The organism is Pedobacter sp. UYEF25 (assembly GCF_054061655.1).
In genome coordinates this window covers 60354-79225 of record NZ_JBSSEL010000020.1, presented here as the reverse complement: position 1 = coordinate 79225, position 18872 = coordinate 60354, and the positions used below count along the sequence as shown (strand labels likewise).

At 38.1% G+C, this 18872-nt stretch carries 12 protein-coding genes and 1 tRNA gene; 5 read left to right on the top strand and 8 right to left on the bottom strand.

The features are described from left to right. Positions 1-5: 5 nt before the first annotated feature. The 3 genes from ACVWYG_RS16245 to ACVWYG_RS16235 all read right to left on the bottom strand — a co-directional run bounded on the left by ACVWYG_RS16245 (position 6) and on the right by ACVWYG_RS16235 (position 2440). Entirely contained in the window at positions 6-440 is a 435-nt protein-coding gene (locus tag ACVWYG_RS16245) for a VOC family protein (protein WP_457271584.1), read from the bottom strand. A 20-nt stretch (positions 441-460) separates the two neighbouring features. Then, the gene (locus ACVWYG_RS16240; protein WP_457271583.1) at positions 461-985 is read right to left on the bottom strand and encodes a DinB family protein; all 525 of its coding nucleotides are present in this window, start codon (positions 983-985) and stop codon (positions 461-463) included. 876 nt (positions 986-1861) lie between these two features. Further along, positions 1862-2440 carry a Crp/Fnr family transcriptional regulator gene (locus tag ACVWYG_RS16235; RefSeq protein WP_457271581.1) on the bottom strand — a complete coding sequence of 193 codons (579 nt, stop codon included), beginning with the start codon at positions 2438-2440 and terminating at the stop codon, positions 1862-1864. Between the two features lie 559 nt (positions 2441-2999). Between ACVWYG_RS16235 and ACVWYG_RS16230 the strand changes: the two genes are divergently transcribed. Then, on the top strand, positions 3000-3968 hold the full coding sequence (locus ACVWYG_RS16230) for an SDR family oxidoreductase (RefSeq protein WP_457271579.1): 969 nt from the start codon (positions 3000-3002) through the stop codon (positions 3966-3968). A 271-nt stretch (positions 3969-4239) separates the two neighbouring features. Here the strand turns inward: ACVWYG_RS16230 and ACVWYG_RS16225 are convergent, their stop codons facing one another. Further along, positions 4240-5739 carry a rhamnogalacturonidase gene (locus ACVWYG_RS16225; RefSeq protein ID WP_457271577.1) on the bottom strand — a complete coding sequence of 500 codons (1500 nt, stop codon included), beginning with the start codon at positions 5737-5739 and terminating at the stop codon, positions 4240-4242. 1005 nt (positions 5740-6744) lie between these two features. Here ACVWYG_RS16225 and ACVWYG_RS16220 point away from each other — a divergent pair. Further along, positions 6745-8841, top strand: coding sequence for a hypothetical protein (locus ACVWYG_RS16220; RefSeq protein WP_457271586.1), 2097 nt, complete (start codon positions 6745-6747; stop codon positions 8839-8841). A 262-nt stretch (positions 8842-9103) separates the two neighbouring features. Here the strand turns inward: ACVWYG_RS16220 and ACVWYG_RS16215 are convergent, their stop codons facing one another. Further along, positions 9104-9337: a hypothetical protein gene (locus tag ACVWYG_RS16215; RefSeq protein ID WP_457271575.1), complete on the bottom strand. Its 234-nt coding sequence runs from the start codon at positions 9335-9337 to the stop codon at positions 9104-9106. A 610-nt stretch (positions 9338-9947) separates the two neighbouring features. Here ACVWYG_RS16215 and ACVWYG_RS16210 point away from each other — a divergent pair. The 3 genes from ACVWYG_RS16210 to ACVWYG_RS16200 all read left to right on the top strand — a co-directional run bounded on the left by ACVWYG_RS16210 (position 9948) and on the right by ACVWYG_RS16200 (position 15858). Beyond that, on the top strand, positions 9948-11012 hold the full coding sequence (locus ACVWYG_RS16210) for an SGNH/GDSL hydrolase family protein (protein WP_457271574.1): 1065 nt from the start codon (positions 9948-9950) through the stop codon (positions 11010-11012). A gap of 148 nt (positions 11013-11160) precedes the next feature. After that, positions 11161-13404, top strand: coding sequence for a glycoside hydrolase family 3 N-terminal domain-containing protein (locus tag ACVWYG_RS16205; RefSeq protein ID WP_457271572.1), 2244 nt, complete (start codon positions 11161-11163; stop codon positions 13402-13404). Positions 13405-13617: 213 nt separating this feature from the next. After that, entirely contained in the window at positions 13618-15858 is a 2241-nt protein-coding gene (locus ACVWYG_RS16200; RefSeq protein ID WP_457271570.1) for a S41 family peptidase, read from the top strand. A gap of 435 nt (positions 15859-16293) precedes the next feature. Here ACVWYG_RS16200 and ACVWYG_RS16195 read toward each other — a convergent pair. The 3 genes from ACVWYG_RS16195 to ACVWYG_RS16185 all read right to left on the bottom strand — a co-directional run bounded on the left by ACVWYG_RS16195 (position 16294) and on the right by ACVWYG_RS16185 (position 18872). Next, positions 16294-16367: transfer RNA gene (locus tag ACVWYG_RS16195), tRNA-Pro, on the bottom strand. Positions 16368-16576: 209 nt separating this feature from the next. Then, positions 16577-17857, bottom strand: a complete 1281-nt coding sequence (locus tag ACVWYG_RS16190) for a GH36-type glycosyl hydrolase domain-containing protein (protein ID WP_457271568.1) — start codon at positions 17855-17857, stop codon at positions 16577-16579. 616 nt (positions 17858-18473) lie between these two features. Next, positions 18474-18872: a response regulator gene (locus tag ACVWYG_RS16185; RefSeq protein WP_457271566.1), complete on the bottom strand. Its 399-nt coding sequence runs from the start codon at positions 18870-18872 to the stop codon at positions 18474-18476.

Below are 18872 nucleotides of genomic sequence, written 5' to 3'. Positions count from 1 at the left end.
ATTCATTATTTAGGCAAATCATAATTCACCATCCAGTTGATGCCAAATTTATCTGTCCACATACCAAAATAAGCATCCCAAAAAGTCACTTCTAAAGGCATGGTCACTTTTCCACCTGCGGATAGTGCTGCAAATAATTGATCTGCTTCCTCTTTCGAGTGTACACCTACCGAAATTGAGAAATTATTACCTATTGTTATATCTGGACTCATACCTGGCATATTATCGCTACCCATTAACGTTGTCTCTGAACTTATAGGCAAGCTTACATGCATAATCCTATTTGCGATTTCTTCCGCAAGTGGCGGCATTCCGTCTTGGGGAGGCATTTCTCCAAATCTGCTTAACACACTATACGCTACTCCAAAAGCAGATTTATAAAAATCGAAAACCGCCTCGCAGTTTCCATCAAAAATTAAATACACATTTACTGTTGCCATAATTGTATTTTTCTAATTCTTTAATAGTTTATATTATCGTCTATGTCATAACTCATGCCTTTTAAACCGAGCATTTTGCGCATTAAACCTATTTGGCCCAAAAGATAATCTTCTCTGCCAATGCACATACCTATCATGTTTAAAACATTGTTTTTAATAAAAGAAACATTCATTCCAAAAGAATAAGCTTTTTCTAATTCTTCATCGGTTGCCGTTAATAATTTTTGATAAGCTTTGGGAGAGATGGCTCCGAAACTTGTCTTCAAATCCTCCAGACTTGGGTAGCTTAAGCTTTCGTCTAATGCCCTGCCTTCTTTAAAAAGCCCTTCGTAAGGATCATTGTCAGTTATTCCCAATAAGTTGCCAATCCAGTATCGGCAACCGACCAAATTACCCGTCATCCATACGACATGGTTGGTGTTGTTATCAATTCTTTTCAACCCTCCTTCTTCAGAAATACCGTCTAAAACATTTTTAAAACTTTGTGAATGCATTCGATAGGCTGGAATGACAATGTCTAATTTTTTTGATGCTGCTGAGTCCATTGTTTATTTTTTTATATAAAATGATTAAAGCTTAATTTATCGATTTATAATGGCTGATTACTGCGCCACCTTTAAGGTTTTAGCATCAAATAAGGTTAATAACAGTTTGGTCGTTTAGATTTTCAAATAATGGCAAACCACCACCTACACCAACAAAGTGAACACAAAGTTTATATTCATCAATTAAGTTAAGCTTCATTAACGGTATCGTTAAACTGCGACTTCCGACTAAAATAGCTTTACGCATTTACTTTTTTAATTCTTTAATCCTTTCTTCAATTGGTTTATTTTTAAGGTTAGCATAGTCCCAATCTGTACTCTATAAAGTAAGCGAAAAAATAATTTTTAGAATTCTATACATACCGAATGCTAAATCATCCAGTGATTTTTGAAACGAAAGATTTTTAAAAAAATTCATCAACTTAATTGTAATTATGCCGTGTAAAACGGCATCAACAATTATTTAATAAATCGCTATCGTGTTCATGTATTTCTTATCGATGTCTTCCTCAGCTGGTAGCTTTTTTTTGCACGCTGCCAATTGAAATCGCTTTCGTACCATATTTTATTTATTTTCATTGGCGAAAAAACCTTTGCTCCTTTTCAATGTGTAAGCTCGTTCTTCCGCCATTTTTAACCGAAAGACTTATGGCATTTATTAGTTTCGCTCGCCGTTATAATGGCTCATTTTCGCAACTATCTTTTGCATTTTTTAGCACCTATTTAATTCCAGCGGACGTTCCATATTTTTTCTAACTCTGATTTATTAAAAATGGAAATGTATCTGTTTTTTTAGCTTTTTCATCTGTCATCTATTTTCCTTTATCGAAAGTAGAAATAGAAAATAAAAAACCACTTTACATAAGTCAAGAAATACTAGGAGGAAACTAAATCTTTACGTATGCGACTCAAAGAAGTATCGGCAATACCTAAATAAGAAGCTATTTGTTTAAGTGGGGCTTGCTGGATAATTTGTGGCCTATGTGCCATAAGATGCAGATAGCGCGCAGATGCAGATTGGGTGATCAGCTCTATAGAACGCTGTTGAATTTGAAAAAGCTGCGCTGACATCCACTCGCGCCCCCATTCTCTTACGGATTCCATACTGTGGTATAAATGCTGAAAATCATTGAAATCAATTTTCCAAACAATGGCGTTTGTAACGACTTGTATATTTTGTACTGATGGAATGCGTTGAAATAAAGAGGATACTTCATTGGCTATTTCATTTTCGCAAATAAATTGGGTAGTCATTTCATTGCCATTAAAATCATTTACATAGAAGCGTATCAACCCTTTTTCAACCAAATAATAAGCATTAGCAGTTTTCCCTTCTTCTAATAAAAAATCGTTTTTGGGTAAAATGATCTTCTTATGAAGTGCGCTAATTTTTTGCAAATCATCTGAAGTAAAAAGCGGATGATTGTAGATTTTTTGAAAAAGACTAGGTGCCATTATCTTGGTTTTACAGTAAAAGTACAAATTGCCGGTTTTAAAAAAAATAGCTCATGAGTAACCAACAAAAGAATACTTCTTCTTGATGGGTCAACTATAGCCATAAATATGTCAGTTCTAAATATTCCTCAATAAATCATTTGACAACTTCTATCAACTTAGCAATTTAACGCTGCAAGTTTTTTAAAAATGGGCGGGTTTTATTCCTAATGAGAACGATGTCCCTTTCACTTTTTTTCCCTTTACAAATTTCCACTTGTTCTTTCGCCGATTCAACTTTCATCAAACTTTCAAATAAAATCTTTAACGAATTGATTCTAAAAAATCATAGGAGAAAGTGGAGTTTCACTACAGGGCAATTTCTTTTGCAAGTTTTTAAGGAAAACCTTACCGTTTTCATATTAATGCGCATTTATCAAATAGCTGATGCTTAAATTACCGAGTGTCGTAACACATTGCAAAGCATTATCTCATCCCCTCAAGCCCGAGTTTAACCATCACCGATGATCACTTAATTCAGCACAATTTCTTAAAAGAATTCAAACCATTACTAATAAAGATGGGTTTACTACCAGTACTTAAGAACAAAACGATGCAAGAAGATCAGACAATAGATGCGAATAGTTCAACCAAAAACAACTCAGCTGCGGTTCTTCAAGATCCTCGGAAAAAATATCCCAATCCTCCTTTTGAGGCACAGTCGCAACCTTGGCCGGGCTTGGTAAGTAAGATGAATCCGGTTCCAGACCATGGGGAGGAAAGCTATGAAGGTTCCGGAAGATTGGCTGGCAGGAAGGCTCTTATTACTGGAGGAGACTCAGGGATGGGCAGGGCTGCTGCCATCGCATTCGCAAGAGAAGGTGCCGATGTTGCAATCAATTACCTGCCCGAGGAAGAATCTGATGCAAGGCAAGTAATTGATCTGATCAAAAGTGCAGGACAAATAGCGGTAGCTCTTCCAGGTGATTTAAGGAGCGAAGAATTTTGCATGCAGCTTATTGAAGATGCAGTAGCGGCGCTCGGTGGCTTGGATATTTTTGTAAGCAATGCTGGTAGACAACAAGCCAACGACTCGATATTGGACATCTCGAGTGAACAGTTCGATTGGACAATGAAGACAAATATTTATGCGCCATTTTGGCTTATTAAAGCAGCCCTGCCGCACCTAAAGCCCGGGTCTAGCATCATCGCCACCACTTCCGAACAAGCTCAAGATCCCACACCTGATTTATATGATTACGCACAAACAAAGGCTGCCACGACCAACTATGTAAGGTCGTTATCAAAACAACTCGCGTCAAAGGGGATCAGGGTGAATGGCGTTGCTCCCGGCCCGGTATGGACGGCTTTACAGGTGAGTGGAGGGGCGAGCATGGAAAAATTGAAACAATTTGGCGGAGCATCGCCTATGGGACGGCCAGGCCAACCTGCAGAATTAGGGTCGATCTACGTTCAACTCGCAGACAACAAAGCCAGTTTTGCAACTGGGCAGATTTATGGTTCTACAGGTGGAAACGGACAACCCTAACAGTTTTAATCAAATAAAAGCATTGTATAAATAATTTCCATTCGTTGAATGGAGATCTAGATCAATTTATCCACTATCAAAAAGCTTTTGATATGCGTGTCGGTTTGAAATTTTTTAAAAAGCCAACTTCGACATCAAACGTTTGTTTAATTTGGATGTTTCCAACGCTGATTTACCGAGGTCTTTTTACGTATCCTGATAAAAGTTTGAGCGTTTAAGATTCTAGGAGTAGACTTGTATGTAAATAAAATCTGAGGAAGTTTTTCATCTTCTATTTATCGCCATCAAAACTTTCTATAATTTTCAGCCCTGTAACCTTATTTAAAACTGTAAATTTTTTGTGCTTGCTCTTTGAAGCATGTACTTGTCTTAATGTTAATCCTTGGACATCATCCGCTCTAAACGCCGGCCGACTGTCTACATTCTCAAGCAATAAATCTACATTTGATAATTTGATATTTACGGCATGTCTAATGAAAAAACCATAGGCAGGTGCACGACCAAACATTCCTGGTTCAGGATATTTGTTGTCATTTTCGGGAATCGTTTTGTTTTCATCAAAATCTTGAATGCCTCCTTTGTAATGAATTCGGATATTATCAAGCCATATTTCACTAATCGGATGCCCCGGAATCCCAGTGATCGTACACGTATAATTTGGATCTACGTTATAGATGTTCACATTGCTAATTGTTACCCTTCGGAGTTCCCCAACAGGAACGCCTTCGGGGCCTCGCATGCGAGCGCCCAGGCGCAAAAATATAGGGTCATTCACAATGTCTCGCATGGTAATGTTGTTAATAGTCACGTCTTCAATCTGTGCTCCATCAACGGTTTCGATCGCTAGTCCACGGCAGTAGTCAAACACACAATTAGAAATGGTAATATTTTTGAATCCGCCGTTAGATTCTGTGCCGAATTTAATTCTTCCGGTAGGCTGAAATTTATACACAGGATTTTCAGAACGTTTGTAAGTACCATCTAACAATGTGCCTTCATCATAACCGCTAACTTGGCAATTCGTGATAGTTACATTCTCCGTATTCCGCGCATATCCAAGCGCAAATGTACTTTTGAGGCAAATTCCGTCATCGTATGGAGAATTTACAAAGCAATTGGAGATTCGGACATTTTTGCAACAATCAATGTCCATACCATCCCTATTTGTGTCTAATTTAACATTGTCAATGGTGAGATTATCTGTCCCGGTTGCTAAAATGGCAAACCAGCCACCATGGAGAATAGAAATGTCACGAATAATTACATTGCGACAGTTGTAGAGCGCAATCGACTTGTTCCCTAGTTTTGTTCCCTTCTTCCAATCTTTAAGAAGTCCCTTACCCCATATCTTTCCCGGACCTAAGATTGAAACGTCATGTAAACTATCCCCCCACATCAAACTGTTGTGAAAATAGCTGTGTCCAGAGTCTTGATAAATTGCATTAACTGCTTTCTCTTCGAGATCATATTCACTACTATTTTCTTGATCAGTTGCTATAATAGTTGCACCCTGTTCTAGATACAGCGACAAATTACTTTTGAGGCGAATTGATCCTGACAGATAATTTCCGGCAGGGAGATAAACCATTCCCCCCCCTGCTTTCGCCGCAGCATCGATAGCCGAATTAATTGCCTTTGAGTCGAGATTTTTTCCATCACCTATTGCACCGTAGGATTTAATGTTGTATATACCGGGAGCGTCCTGTATCTGAGCTTTGACCGTAACTAGATAAAGGCAAAGGGCGAGACTTAATAAAATTAGTTTTTTCATGTTAATTTCTATTTCATTACTAATTTTTAACGGGTAACCTATTAAGTTTTAAAATACTGACTGATCTGATTGAATCATTAGTCATTTAAACCTACATATTCAAAAGAGCTATTTATACACTGTTTAACCTAACGCTTTACAGGTTATTAAGTAACGCCTTGCTTTAGCTTCAATGATTAGTTTTACTAATGTAATCAATATAATAATGTATTGTCTAATACTTTTTTGCCCAACGTCGGTATTTACTTAACACTTTCATTCTAGGTTTGCTAAAAAAAATCACCCGCAATTATAGCCTAATACACTGTAAGTATCGGTTTTCAAACCTGATTTTAATTATCCTTTCGGCCATAATTAAAAATTAAATTGCATAAAAAATCACAAATTCTATTGATGAGATTTTCATCTTTTTCGAACTGATTTTTGCTGGTTTCTTGGTTTAACCAACTTTTAAAATATTTAAACTTGATGTTTATTTTAAATAAATTTGAAAACCGAATCTAATTTTAGCGTTTTTAACCTATTGGCGTCGGCCAGAGGAAACTTTGGTAAATCTAAGTGAGGAGTAAATACTAATTAAATGAACATAACAACTTTTATAAGTTCCCTGTTGGCTCTAGGTGGTTGAAAGATGAAAGGTATTTATCAATAAATGATAAGCTCACTTAATTTGCTTGGCTAAAATTTGGTGTTTTAACAATAATTGCGAGAAATTCTACACGCATTCTAATAAAATGCTGTAATGGATAACGCATTACTATTTTATGCTTTCGAACTATTTTTAAAAAATAGAAGGGTTGCGTTGGATGAGTCTCGGCTTTTGATTTCGCCTACGTTTTATTTCGATAAATTTTGCGATATTGATTCGCAAACTTGTAATTGAAGGAAAAATTCATCGTTTTTTAACTGCTTGTGAAAAATTCAACAATGTCTTTTACTTAAATTTGTAGGCAGTGGCAATAATCATCAACAATGAAACTTTAAAAACATTTAAACCGTCTCCATATAAAATCTCGCCTAACAGTTTTCTGTCTGGTAAGCTTCAGTATAATCACTGCAAATGCGCAAACAGTAACTTTAAACGGTAACGCAGGCGGCAAAATATTCGAGGGTGTTGGAGCCGTGAGTGGAGGGGGAGCTACTTCTGTATTATTAAAAGATTATCCAGAAAAACAGCGAAATCAGGTTTTAGATTTGCTCTTTAAACCGAATTTCGGGGCGTCAATGAATGCATTGATGGTTGAAGTTCCAGGAGACGGAAATTCTACACAAGGATCTGAACCAAGCCATATGCACACCAGAGATGATCTGAACTTTAATCGCGGGTACGAATGGTGGATAATGACCGAGGCAAAAAAAAGAAATAAAGAGATAACGCTTGACGCAAATGCATGGGGCGCTCCTGCCTGGGTCGGAAATGGCGAATTTTGGTCGCAGGATATGTGCGATTATTATGTAAAATGGATTCAAGGGTTAAACTCAACCTACGGATTGAAGCTTGATGCCATCGGCTGTCGTAATGAGAAAGGTGTTGGTATTGAATTTGTTAAAAAGTTTAGAAAAACGCTCGATGCAGGGGGATTGCAACATGTTAAAATACACGCTTTTGACAATTGGGGAGCAGATAAGTTTGACTGGGTAAAAAATCTTGAAACGGATTCAGAGTTACGCAATGCCGTAGCTATTTTAGGCAACCATACCATGTCTGAGGTACCAACACCTAAAGATGTGATAAAATTAAGTGAGCGGCTCAATAAACCAATCTGGAACACAGAAGAGCATACCTATAAAGAAGGATTTGATTGTGCAATAAGCTTGGTAAAATCCATCAACGAAAACTTTGTAATTAGTGGCGCGACCAAACTTATAAGCTGGTATCTGGTAGGCGCTGTCTATCCGACTGAACCATATGCTGAAACACCCGCAGCTTTGATCGCAAATTCTCCGTGGAGTGGCTTTTACAAAACTCGTGAGGTACTGTGGGGATACGCACATTACGGACAATTTGCAAAAGTTGGATGGAGCTATCTTAACGGTGGTTACGGAATGTTGGCTAATGGCGGCAGTTTTGTCACTTTGAAATCACCGGGCAATGACTACAGTATTGTCATCGAGACCAAGGATGCCAAAGTCCCCCAGCAAATTCGTTTTTCGCAAAGTGGAGGGTTGTCTGCAAAAGATTTATGTGTGTGGGAGAGTAATTCAGAAGAACAATTTGTACAACGCGCTGACATCAAGCCGGTAAATGGGGAGTTTACATTTACAGTGCAACCGGGCACTATTTATTCGCTTTCTACAACAAGAGGGCAGCAAAAAGGTTCGTTTGACAACATTCCCGAATCGAAACCATTTCCATTTCCTTATTATGAAACATTTGAAAAATATTCTAATCTAAAAAATTGGGGCTATTTGCCGCATTATACAGCGGATATCTATGGAGCTTTTGAGTTAGTAGAACGTCCTGATAAGAAAGGAAAGTGTCTGCGTCAGGTAGTTCCAGAGCGCCCGATTTCTTGGGCGCCTGCTTGGCAGCCTTACACCATCTTAGGTGATGGTGACTGGAAGGATTACGAAATAAGTGCGGATGTGTATTTGAACCAAGGAGATACGGCGGCGGTGATGGGCCGTATTGTTGATGTTGGTTCTGGTTATGGCACCATTCCAAAAGGATATTTTCTGCAACTGGGAAGTGATGGCCAGTGCCGTTTGGTCGTAAGCCGTGGCAAAAGAGAAAAGAAAAAGCTTGTGGGAGATGCAGAACAGCAAGAACTCATCAAGGCGGGCGAAGATTACAGCGAGGGAGGCGAAAAGGTTCTTGGCATCGCAAGAATTGCGAATGTTTCGCCTAACACATGGCACAATCTGAAACTTCGCTTTAACGGATCTACGATTACCGCCTTGGTTGATGGAAAGTCCATATTGACTGTAACAGATACACTATATTCGCACGGAATGGCCGGACTGTTGGCATTAGGAGGAAAAACGAAATTGGGTATGCCATACTTTGATAATCTTTTAGTCAATGCACCTGAGGCGAAACTTCCAACGCCTACTGTTTTTTCAAAAAATATTAAGTCGATGTATCAAAACACCAAGAAATAATTTAAGGGTTGAGCGTGATGTAGCATTCCACGATTTTAAAAAAAGTGGAAGGGATCATTGTCCGAACGGTATGCACAATGATAAAACGGGCTAAGATATTCTTGGGAACGTATAAAACCTTGGTGTTTTGCAAAAGTAGCTAACATCTGAACCTGAAAAAGCGATTGTTTCTATTGGAGTTTTTGACTTTCCATTTCCTGGCATCTTGTTCAGTTAGCACGAAGTTTTACTGAATTTTATTTGGAAAACAAATATTGAAGTTTTATTTCGCAAAGAGTTGATCTAAATGCTCAAACGATTTGAATTCCAGGGCGTTTCCAGACGGTACTTCAGACCTTTGCGCACACATAGTCAGCGAATTTTTCATTCCATTTGGGGATTTTTGCGAATCGGCAACCAGCTCGCCGTTTTTATCGCGCGCTCTGGTCATCCATTCATCATTCAGCACTAAAATATCGATAGCCTGCGTCGCGCATGCCAGATGACACGTAAGCATCCACCATTGCCCTTGATAGGGGCTCGTCGATATTTGTTTTGAAGGTGTTCCGGGTATTCCAACCCATAAGTGGTGTAGGCGCCAAATGCTCGGTTTTTGTTGGTGGAATATTTTTTAGGCAGATACTGGAGCTGCTCCTTCCGGCGTTTGCGCGAAGGTTTTGATTGCAATGGCAAAACCCATTAAGATGATAAGCGCACAGCCTTTTAAAATTGTCTTTTTCATGCTAAGGAAATAAAAATGTATCATTTAATGTTACCTTTGTCGCCATGCGAAATGGCTTCAGGATGGGCATGAAGCGCTTTTACGTCTACTCTTGATTGTCTGTCCATCCAAGATTGGTATACACCATAAACCACCACTATAATGGCTGCGGCTTTAACACACTCTCATTGGATATTTCTCCGACTTTGATTTGAATAAATTCGAACTCCATCTACAGTAAAAGAAGGTCCTTGCTAAAAATTAGGGGTTTTCTATGGTTTATTAAAACATCCACTTACTTATTCTTTCTGTGTTTTTAGAAAAATAAATTAAGTGACAGGAACAAACTAACACATCAGAAGGTTGTACAATATAAATTGTGATATTTACATCTCCAATTAAAGATATGAAGTTATATATTTTTTTATTCGTCCTAATATTAGGCGCTTTCCATACGAGCTCGCATGCAGCGGAAAAAGATCACATTTACAAAGCGGATAATCCTTTAATTCAGTACGTCGGTCGAATTGATTTTTCAAACAAAGAACTCCCTAGATTTTATGCACCCGGCGTATACGTTACATTTACTTTTAGGGGTTCAAAATGCACCGTACAATTAAACGATGAAGTGCTTTACAATAAAAATCACAATTACATAACAATTGTGATAGATGGAGGAAAACCTTCAAGAATTCAACTCAAAGAAAAGCAGAACGATATTCAGATTGCTAAAAAATTATCGAATGGCGTGCATACAGTAGTCGTTTGTAAAGACACAGAATCGGGAATTGGTTATTTGGAGTTTGTCGGAATTAGATGTAAAAAGCTGTTGCCATCCATACCTAAACCAGAAAGAAGATTGGAGTTTATTGGGAATTCGATCACGTGTGGTACGGGATCTGACTTGACAATCCCTTGCGATACGAAGGATTGGTACGACCAACACAATGCCTATCTTGCTTATGGACCGTCGACTGCCAGAAACTTGAATGCGCAATGGCACTTAACCGCTGTTTCTGGCATAGGCCTTACGCGCAGTTGTTGTGATTTAAAAAATACGCTCCCTGATGTATTCGATAAAATTAATCTTCGAGAAAATGAGCTCAAATGGAATTTTGCAAAGTATCAACCCGACGTGGTTTCAATATGTTTGGGGCAAAACGATGGTTTTCAAGATTCGGTAACTTTTACCTCTGCTTACGTTAACTTTATTCAAAAATTAAGGAGCGTTTATCCTAAAGCTACCATTCTATGTTTAACAAGCCCAATGGCGGATGAGAAGTTGAATGCGGTCTTAAAAAAATATTTGACTGAAATTTTGGCAGAAGCCCAAAAAACAGATCACAACGTGTACAAATATTTCTATTCGAAAAGATATTTTCACGGGTGCGGTACCCATCCAGATTTAGCCGAACATAAGCAGATGGCGTCGGAACTCACGGCATACATAAAAGAAATTAAGCATTGGTAGTAAACCTATTATATTCGTATTCAGACCAACCTCTTCCCGGCGACATTTATTGGACAGAGGTAATAACTTTACTGGGAATTCCTCATTAGATTTGAGACGTTATTTACCTCAAATAGTCTATAACAGTGTTTATCAACACACAAAAAATATGATTAAAAAATTTATGCCGATATTACTTTTTGCAGGAGTTGCAGCGCAAGTACAGGGTCAGACCGCTCAACAGATAGAAAAAAAAGTGGATGTGCTTCTTCCTAAAATGACGCTAGAAGAAAAGGTTGGTCAGATGACCCAAATTACGATCGAAGCGCTTCTTAAAACCAAAAATGGCCAGCCAACATTGCCATTAACCTTAGATCCAGAAAAAGTGCAAATCGCTTTTTCGACCTATAAAATTGGTTCGGTGTTAAACGTTGGAGGAGATGCTATGAGCAGAGCTGCGTGGCAAGAACGGATCGAAGCCTTACAAAAAGTAGCTTTACAACAACGGCTAAAAATCCCGATGCTTTATGGCGTTGATGCCATTAGAGGGAATAATTATACATCAGAATCGGTGTTATTTCCGCAACAGATTGCACAAGCGGCTTCTTTTAACACCAAAAATGCTAAAAAGCTTGGCGAAATTACTGCCTACGAAACCCGAGCATCGCTGATTCCATGGACCTTTAGCCCCGTGCTAGATTTGGGAAGGCAACCCATGTGGCCAAGAATTTGGGAAACTTTTGGAGAAGATCCTTTATTGGTTGGCGAAATGGGGCAAGCAACGGTTGAAGGATTACAGGGAGATGCTTTGGTAACAGACAAATACCATGTTGCAGCATGTTTGAAACACTACATGGGCTACAGTATGCCGTTAAGCGGACACGATAGAACGCCTGCTTGGATTCCCGAAAGAGAATTAAGGGAATACTTTTTACCTCAATTTGAGGAAGCCATAAAACATGGGGCCAAAACAGTCATGATAAACAGTGCTGAGATAAACGGGGTGCCCGTTCATGCGAGTCATCACATCTTAACCGACATTTTAAAAAACGAATTGCATTTTAAGGGTTTTGCAGTGAGCGATTGGCAGGATATTCAATACCTGCACCTTAGGCATCACATTACCAAAGACAATAAGGAATCGACCATGGTGGCAATTAATGCGGGAATCGACATGAGCATGGTGCCTTTTGATTTTACATTTACTGAAGATTTAATTCAGTTGGTTAAAGAGGGAAAGGTTAAAATGTCTCGCATTGATGATGCGGTAAGGAGAATTTTGAGGATGAAATATGAGGTAAATCTTTTTGATCGACCACTAGATGATCCTAAAGATTATCCGCTATTTAATGGTAAGGAACACAATCAATTCAACTACGATTTCACTGCAGAATGTATCACCTTATTAAAAAATAAGGCAAACATTCTACCACTGAAAAAAGGAACCAAAATTTTTGTTACTGGACCTACAGCAAATACCATGAGAAGCCTAAATGGCGGCTGGAGCAGGAACTGGCAAGGTACAAATAGCAATGAAACAGAAGCCGCAAAAAATACCATTTTAGAAGGTATTCAGAAAGCTTTTGGTGGAACGGTAAGTTACGAAGCCGGTGCCGATTTTGACAAAACACTTAATCTTGATGCTGCCGTAGAAAAAGCAAAACAGGCAGATGTAATTGTACTTTGCTTAGGCGAGAATAGCTATACGGAGAATATGGGAAATATTGGAGATTTAAATTTGCCAAACAATCAAATAAATTTGGCAAAAGCAATGGCAAAAACCGGTAAACCCGTAATTTTGATTCTTGCAGAAGGGCGTCCAAGAATTGTCTCTGCCGTAGAACCTTTAACTGATGCCGTTTTACAGACATATTTTTTAGGGAATGAAGGTGGCGATGTGGTGGCAAATACACTTATTGGAGCAATAAATCCAAGTGGAAAATTGCCTTACACTTATCCTCGTTATTCCAACAGTCTAATTAACTATTACCACAAATATACCGAGACCATAGAAAATGCAGATGTTGCCGGCTATGATCCACAGTGGGAATTTGGATTTGGATTAAGCTACACCACCTTTGCGTATTCAAATCTTAACATCAGCAACTCAAAGCTAACTTCGAACAACAAGATCGAAGTTTCGGTTGATGTAAAAAACACAGGTAAGGTAGATGGAAAAGAAGCTGTGCTGATGTACGTAAGTGATTTAATCGCTTCAGTGACTCCCGAGGTAAAAAGATTAAGAGCTTTTACCAAAGTTGATTTAAAACCGGGTGAAACAAAAACCATCAAGTTTCAAATCGATAAAGAAAAGCTGTCTTTTATAAATTCTGATCTGAAAAGAGTCACTGAGCCAGGCGAGTTTATGATAGGTATTGGAGGCCTAACCAAAAACTTTAACTATGCCGATTAATAACCCGACAATGGTTCGGCAAAAACACATTCAAATAAAAAGTTAGACTTAAGACAAAAGAATTGAAAAAAAAAGGTTGAGTTTTGAAAACTTACAGCGCGCTTTTATAATCTGGTTAACGAATGTTAAATTTTCAAACACCAAAAATAAATTATTTACTTTAGTTAAATCAAGCAATATTGCCTCCATAAAAAACCATCTAAGCTTAATTTTATGAATAAAATAGTAATATTCTTAATGCTTTTGTTTTTAGCAAATCAAGTAAATGCTCAAACTGTAAAAAGAGAAAAACAGGTTGCTAATATCGCTAGTTTCGCTAGACTGTACGGTTATGTTCGGTATTTTCATCCGTCAAATGAGGCTGCCGAAATTGATTGGGACAAATTTGTGGCCTACGGCATTAAACAAGTTGAAAATGCGCAAACAGATAAGGTCTTGGGCGAAAAACTTAATCAACTATTTAATCCAATAGCACCATCAGTTTTAGTTTCTGCTGAAAACGACGAAAAAATCTTTAACAAACAAAATATAACTCCTCCAAAAGCAGGTGCTTATAAAGAAATTACTTGGCAGCATTTGGGCATGGGTGTTCAGGCTGCGGGACCATATAAAAGCATACGCACCAATAGGTCGATAAAAGTAATCGATCCAAGTAAGAGAAATTTTGGTGTAGCCACTAACAGCATAAATATTAAACCATATAGAGGCAAGCCCATTAGGATGAAGGCAATGATGAGGACTGAAGTAACTGCTGGACAGGGGCAGCTTTGGCTTAGGATAGATTGCGAAAACAAAAAAATGGGCTTTTTCGACAACATGGACAACCGGCCTGTAAAATCGAAAGAGTGGAAAGAATATGTTATCAAAGGAAGAGTGGACGACACAGCTAACGAAGTAGTTTTTGGTGCATTTTTATCTGGAGATGGAAAAATATGGATTGATAAATTTAGTATTGAGATAGAAGAAAATAATAAATGGATACCGCTACCAATTAAAAATTCTTCGTTCGAAGACGACAATCTAGATGCCAAAGATTGGCATGGGAATTCGCCAGGATATAAAAATAGCATAATTTCTACGAACGCCCCAGATGGTAGTAACACACTCATGATTAAAGATGTTTTTACCACACAGTTAGTAACGGATATTTTTAAAAACAAAGCTAATTTTGGTGATTTTTTTCGAAAAGATCTAGGTAATGGGCTCATTTGTAGTGTGCCATTAGTTTTGATGGGAACAGAAAACTCAACATACCCTGTTGCCGATGCAAGCAGGTTAGCAGCACTTAAGAAACAGTTGGAAGAAATTGACTTAAGCAATTCCTATCCATATATGCCCCTAAGTGGAGCGGTTGTTACTTGGAATGTTTTTCAACATTTTTTTCCTTATAAAGAAGAGATGAAAACAGACTGGGGCGCAGAACTTGCAAATGCCATTTCCGAAGCATATGAGGTTAAAAATCGCGCAGCGTATGGTAAAATGCTTCGCATATTAACAGAAAAGTTAGACGATGGACACGTTAGTGTTTCGTTGGGAGAACAAAACTATTATTCAGTGCAAGCAGATGTTAAATTTCTTGAGGGCAAAATCATAGTTAGCAAAGTTGATGCCTTAAAGGGAAATATATTGCCGTTAAAAGTTGGAGATGAAATTGTTTCGGTAGATGGTGTTGCAGCGATCCAAAAATTTAATTCGCTTAAAGATGAAATTTCCGGTTCTAATCAGTGGAAAACAAAGATAGCCGAAAGTTCTATTTTATTTGGAGCGAGAGACACTCAGCTAGAGCTAAAAATTAAACGGTTAAACCAGCCGAAAAGTGAAATGACCTTGTTAAGATCAAATTATAGACAACAAAAAGAAGAACCGAAAATAAAAGAGTTAAAGAACGGCATTTACTATATCAATATAGGTAACACAGACATGAAAGAAATAGACTCGATAATGCCCAAATTAACTAGCGCAAAGGGTATAATATGTGATTTGAGAGGCTATCCCAAACAAAACCAAGAGTTTATTAAACATCTTTTAACTGTTAAAGATAAGAATAAGTGGATGTTTATTCCTGAAATTATCCGCCCAAATTATCAAAATGTTACTTATCAAGCAGAAGGGTGGGAAATGAATCCTAAAACGCCTCATATCAGTGCAAAAATTATTTTCTTAACTGGTGGTTATGCCATTAGTTATGCAGAGAGTTATATGGGTTTTATTAAACAATACAAATTGGCAACTATTGTGGGGCAGCCCACGGCCGGTGCAAATGGTAACGTAAATGTATTTACTGTTCCTGGTAATTGTACGATTAGATTTACCGGAATGAAGGTAAAACAACAAGATGGCAAGCGTTTATATGCGGTCGGTATTCAGCCAGATGTTTACGTAAAGGAAACTATAAAAGGTGTAACAGAAGGACGAGATGAATATTTAGAGAAAGCGTTAGAATTAATCAATTGATGTTTTTTCTTGATTAAGGCTAAATTAGAGAATGGGACAAAAAGTATCGCAATTTCGGTGTAGGATTTTTTTCCACACATTTCCACAATGATGCGATGGGAGTTCCTTTTGTGACGATACAAAGAGCCGATTGCCGATACCAATTAGTTTCCTTAACTAATTGCTCAATTATTGGTTAGTTTGAAACATTAAAGTGCATGCAGTGAACTCTATCTTTTATCATCAAATATAAAGTTTGCTTTCAGCGAATGTGTTAGACCTTGTTTCATCTTGAACAAGGGAGAAAATGGCGTTAAATTCTTAAACCAAGTTTCATATTCGACCTTCGGACTTTTACCATCTTCTTCAACCCTTCCACAAATCGTAGCATACGATACCGGCTACGCTTAAAAATCTGATAAACAAAAAAAGCCAACCGATGTGGTTGGCTTTTCGTCGGGGTGGCAGGATTCGAACCTACGACCTCCTGCTCCCAAAGCAGGCGCGATACCGGGCTACGCTACACCCCGAAAAACAGTTAGGTTGATATCGAAATTACGACCTTTTGTTTTTTGATGCTGCGAAGATAAATCAAATTTAGCATCCCTGCAAAAATAATATCAAAATAAACAACTAGTCCATTGCATCAGAAGCTTAGACATAAGATTTACAGTGCTTTAATTTTAAAAAATAATTAGATTAGTTAGCCGATCTTAGATCATATTCCTCTCAAATCAAACTACTTCTTCAATTTATCCTCCAATTTTGTAATCGCCGTAAACAATACACCGGCCGATCCTCGAAAACTTGAGGAGCCCTTTGGCTGATTGTCTGGCGTATACCACTCAAAAAAACCTTTATTTTTCACTACACGTTGCAGCATCGGCTGTACTGCAACTAGCGCTTCGTTGGTAAATCCGTACGCCACCAATTGCGTAACCATCCGAGCGCCGAACCAGGTCCAGTCGCCACCATTTTGATAGGAATACGGACCCATTCCTACATTCTTAAAGAAACCTGCCGGATAAGTAGGATATATCGTTAATCCAATAGAGGAAGCGTGCGCCTTCTTCACGTTATCTTGCATCCTCAAATAAGCACTCAAAACTTCTGCCTTACTTAGTAATCCTGCTTCTATAGCAGTTGCTGTACCGCCATGGTAATAAATCACCGATTCATCAAAGGAAGTTGGAAATGGTGATCCGTCTAAATAAATATGAGGTACGAATTTTTGTTTGGTTTTATCCCAAAGGTGTTCCCTCACCTTTAGTTTAATTCTATCTCTTATTCCCGACCAATGCTTAACATCCTGTTTTTTTAAATCTGGAAAATCTAAGAAATTATTGATGGCGATGACAAACATTGCATTGTCGTAAATATCTATTGTTTTGTGCGTATTGCCATTTATTTCTACGCCCCAACTGTGTTCAGGCTGCACATCGCCCCAATCGGCAGTAGTTGCGCCCCAAAGCAACCCATATTGCCCGCTATAGCGTTTGGTTAAAAGAAACTGCATGGCGCTTTCAATACGTTTTAACACCGTAACCCCGTCGACTTGTTCCTTTAAAATAGATGCGTCACCGGTGTTTTTTATGTATTTCGATACGGCCTGAATCAACGAGCTTTCTTGATCTGTTTCTACTGTATTCTTATGTCCAACATACTCTGGCGCTAACGGTGTCTGATACTTATAATAATTAGACGTACCCTCTTTTGGCCTAGGAACATACCCATCCACAATATCTCCGTCGGGTTGTTGAAATTGAAAAAAGGTAATCAGGTGTTTCTTAATAACCTCTTTGTCGTTTACTTTACAAGATAATTCCATGAAGGTGTTGAAATCTCTAATCCATACTTCACCGTACCCATCCCCAGCTCGGAAACCGTTTTTCAACAACTCCTCTCCTTGCATTTTCACCTGATTTTTTAACCTATTAAAAGTAGCCAGGGGCGATTCGCTTTGCGCGAAGGAAAATTGGCAAGACGTCAAAAGAATAATTACTAAGAAGTATTTTTTCATTTTAAATTGGTTAATATAGACAGTGAATAATGCGCATGAACACTAGTAAACATAGCAAAATTAAGGGGTATTGAAAAAAATTAAAAAGTCTAAAGTGGCTTTCTTCTCGTGACTTTTGGAGGATTGGCTTCCCAAGCGCTTTTTTGCATGGCTCGAGCTACAACATTACAATCTTTTTTGCTTGTCTCTCGAAAAAAGTGTTTTTATCCCCAATGTAACTGAAATCTGTTTCGAGAGCAAATTCTGCCTTAGGGTGTTAATGGAAAACCTACAGCGAGTCTCGGCGAGGATTTGAAGCAGTAGCCCGACCTATAGGGGCAGTAAAAACCATAAGCTCGAAAAATAATTCGTTATATGCAGGGTTTAAAAGTTAAAATTTACCTGCGCAGAAATTTAACCAAACAAAAAATAAAGGCCATAAAACCAAATCTAACTTGAATTGAAAATCCCATCATTTTTAAGTTAGGCGTGGTCCCGTGGAAAACCTCAAACTACTCGGAATTAACCGCCAAGTAATCTAATAAATGAACCGAGTAATAAAAATTATAATAAAATTAAAAATGTCTTACATCATTAATAGATTCCTGTGAACATTACGGTATATTTCCTGCACCTATTAACCGAATATTTTTCGCAATGAAGCACTGATAAGCGGTTTTTCCACAAAGTCTACCACACGCGGATTGGCTTTTGCTAAATTGATGTCTTTGGCATTAACGGACGAGGAAAGGATGTAGATATCGTAGCGGTCCTTTATAGTCGCATCGAAAAGCTCAAACGCCTCTAAAAATTCCCATCCCGACATTGATGGCATATTGATATCCAGAAAAAGTACAATTTGTCCACTCTCAGGGTCATCGTTTTTCCGATGCTTTATAAATTCCAATCCATCTTCAGGAATGCTAAATTCATCTACTTGAATTTTTCCGAGTGCATCTTCAAGAACCATTATTGAAATGAAAATACTAATTGGGTCGTCATCTATTAGCAGAAACCGTTTTGTTGTTTGCTCCAT

Coding starts and splice junctions, on each gene's coding strand:
- ACVWYG_RS16245 (WP_457271584.1), bottom strand. CDS start 440: ATGGCAACAGTAAATGTGTATTTAATTTTTGATGGAAACTGCGAGGCG.
- ACVWYG_RS16240 (WP_457271583.1), bottom strand. CDS start 985: ATGGACTCAGCAGCATCAAAAAAATTAGACATTGTCATTCCAGCCTAT.
- ACVWYG_RS16235 (WP_457271581.1), bottom strand. CDS start 2,440: ATGGCACCTAGTCTTTTTCAAAAAATCTACAATCATCCGCTTTTTACT.
- ACVWYG_RS16230 (WP_457271579.1), top strand. CDS start 3,000: ATGGGTTTACTACCAGTACTTAAGAACAAAACGATGCAAGAAGATCAG.
- ACVWYG_RS16225 (WP_457271577.1), bottom strand. CDS start 5,739: ATGAAAAAACTAATTTTATTAAGTCTCGCCCTTTGCCTTTATCTAGTT.
- ACVWYG_RS16215 (WP_457271575.1), bottom strand. CDS start 9,337: ATGCTTACGTGTCATCTGGCATGCGCGACGCAGGCTATCGATATTTTA.
- ACVWYG_RS16210 (WP_457271574.1), top strand. CDS start 9,948: ATGAAGTTATATATTTTTTTATTCGTCCTAATATTAGGCGCTTTCCAT.
- ACVWYG_RS16205 (WP_457271572.1), top strand. CDS start 11,161: ATGATTAAAAAATTTATGCCGATATTACTTTTTGCAGGAGTTGCAGCG.
- ACVWYG_RS16200 (WP_457271570.1), top strand. CDS start 13,618: ATGAATAAAATAGTAATATTCTTAATGCTTTTGTTTTTAGCAAATCAA.
- ACVWYG_RS16190 (WP_457271568.1), bottom strand. CDS start 17,857: ATGAAAAAATACTTCTTAGTAATTATTCTTTTGACGTCTTGCCAATTT.
- ACVWYG_RS16185 (WP_457271566.1), bottom strand. CDS start 18,872: ATGGAGCAAACAACAAAACGGTTTCTGCTAATAGATGACGACCCAATT.